The 2,756-nt window shown below is 75.1% G+C and carries 1 protein-coding gene; it reads left to right on the top strand.

Features of this window, described 5'->3' with window-relative positions; genetic code table 11:
• Positions 1–2,756 (top strand): type I polyketide synthase (locus KN815_RS48045; RefSeq protein WP_253209716.1); only part of this gene is annotated, 2,756 nt, incomplete at both ends.

The following is a 2,756-nucleotide window of genomic DNA, read 5'->3' on the forward strand; positions in this document are numbered from 1 at the left end:
CCCCGGGTTCGGCCCTGGGCTCCGGCTCGGCCCCGGGCTCGGGTTCGGCCCTGGGCTCGCGCTCGGTCCCGGCCCCGGGCTCGACCACGACCTCGGGCTCGACCCCGGCCCCGGCCCCGGACAACGACCCCGACGCCGCCCCCGCGTTCGACGCCGACGGCACCGTGCTCATCACCGGAGGCACCGGCGCCCTCGGCCGACTGCTCGCCCGCCACCTGGTCGCCGAACACGGCGTACGCCACCTCCTGCTGACCAGCCGCCGTGGCGCGGACGCCGACGGCGCCACCGAGCTGGCCGCCGAACTCCGCCAGCGCGGCGCCGAGGTCACCCTCGCCGCCTGCGACGCCGCGGACCGCGACGCGCTCGCCGCGACCCTCGCCGCCATCCCGGCCGGGCATCCGCTGACGGCCGTCGTGCACACCGCCGGTGTCCTGGACGACGGCACGGCCGCCGCCCTGACGCCCGAGCAGTTGGAGCGGGTGCTGCGTCCGAAGGTGGACGCGGCCTGGAATCTGCACGAGCTGACCCGCGACCTCGACCTGTCCGCGTTCGTGCTGTTCTCCGCCATCGCGGGCACGCTGGGCGGCGCGGGCCAGGCCAACTACGCCGCGGCAAACGTCTTCCTCGACGCGCTCGCCGCCCACCGTCACGCGACCGGTCTGCCCGCCACCTCGCTGGTGTGGGGCCTGTGGGCCCGGTCCGGCGGTATCACCGGCGAGCTGACCGAGACCGATCTGCTGCGGCTGGCCCGCAGCGGGATGGGCGCCCTCACCGACGACGAGGGCATGGCGCTCTTCGACGCCGCCCGCCGCACCGGCCGGACCCTGCTGATCCCGGCCCGGCTCGACCTCGCGGCGCTGCGCTCCGCCGCCGGATCCGGCCCGGTCCCGGCACTGCTGCGCGGGCTGATCCGCACGACCGGCCGGCGCACCGCCGCGGGCGCGCTCGCCGCCGGTTCGTCCCTGGCCCAGCGGCTGCGCGCGCTCTCCCCGAACGAGCGCCGCCGGACGCTGCTGGACCTCGTCCGCGGCCATGTGGCCACGGCCCTCGGCCACGCCTCCGCCGACGCCATCGAGGCCCGCCGCGCCTTCAAGGAGCTGGGCTTCGACTCGCTCACCGCCGTCGAACTGCGCAACCGGCTCTCCGCCGCCACCGGGCTCAAACTGCCCTCCACGATCGTCTTCGACCACCCGAACCCCACCGTTCTCGCCGACCATCTGCGCGCCGAACTACTCGGCCCGGACGTCGACGGGGCCGGGACCGAGGCCGGGGCCGAGCAGGCGGACCCGGCGCTCCCCGCCACCGCCGCCTCCCTCGCCGACGACCCGATCGCCATCGTCGCGATGGGCTGCCGCTACCCCGGCGACGTCCGCTCGCCCGAGGACCTGTGGCAGCTCGTGGCCACCGGCTCGGACGCCATCACCGGCTTCCCCGTCAACCGCAACTGGGAGAGCCAGTGGGCGGCGGACGGCGACGAGGCCGACGCGGCCCCGTCCGACTACGCCCGCGCCGGTGGCTTCCTGCACGACGCGGACCTCTTCGACGCCTCGTTCTTCGGCATTTCGCCGCGCGAGGCCCTCGCGATGGACCCGCAGCAGCGGCTGCTGCTGGAGACCTCCTGGGAGGTGTTCGAGCGTGCCGGGATCGACCCGGACTCGCTCCGCGGCCGCTCGGTCGGCGTGTTCGTGGGCGCGGCCTACAGCGGCTACGACGCGGGCCTGGAACAGGCCGGCGCGGAGGTCGCGGGCCATGTGATGACGGGCAACGCGGGCAGCGTCATGTCCGGCCGTATCGCCTACGCCCTCGGTCTCGAGGGCCCGGCGGTCACGGTCGACACGGCCTGTTCCTCGTCGCTGGTGGCGCTGCACTGGGCGATCCAGGCGCTGCGCCAGGGCGAGTGCACGATGGCGCTCGCGGGCGGTGTCACCGTGATGACGACGCCCGGCCACTTCACCGAGTTCGGTCGCCAGGGCGGCCTGGCCGCCGACGGCCGCTGCAAGGCGTTCGCGGCGGGTGCTGATGGCACCGGCTGGGGCGAGGGCGTCGGCATGCTGCTCGTGGAGCGGCTCTCGGACGCGCGGCGCCACGGCCACCAGGTGCTGGCCGTCGTGCGCGGCTCGGCCGTCAACCAGGACGGTGCGAGCAATGGCCTGACGGCGCCGAACGGCCCGTCCCAGCAGCGCGTCATCCGCAAGGCGCTGACCAGCGCCGGACTGACCAGCGGCGATGTGGACGTCGTCGAGGCGCACGGCACCGGTACGACGCTGGGCGACCCGATCGAGGCGCAGGCGCTGCTCGCCACCTACGGCCAGGGGCGGGATGAGGACCGGCCGTTGTGGCTGGGCTCCATCAAGTCCAACATCGGCCACTCCCAGGCGGCGGCCGGTGTCGCCGGAATCATCAAGATGGTGATGGCGATGCGGCACGGTGTGCTGCCGCAGACACTGCACGTGGACGAGCCGTCGCCGCACGTCGACTGGACGGCCGGGGACATCGCACTGCTGACGCGGGCGCGGGAATGGCCCGAGACCGGCCGCGCGCGCCGCGCCGCCGTGTCCTCGTTCGGCATCAGCGGCACCAACGCCCACACCATCATCGAGCAGGCCCCGGTCGGCACGGCCGAACCGGTGGAGGAGGCGCCCGAGCGGGGCGGCTCCCATGTGCTGCCGTACGCGCTCTCCGCCAAGGGCACCGACGCCCTGCGGGCCCAGGCCGAACGGCTCTACGCCCATCTGACCGCACACTCCGACCTCGCA

It is taken from the genome of Streptomyces niphimycinicus (assembly GCF_018883605.1).
Taxonomy (GTDB): Bacteria; Actinomycetota; Actinomycetes; order Streptomycetales; family Streptomycetaceae; genus Streptomyces; species Streptomyces niphimycinicus.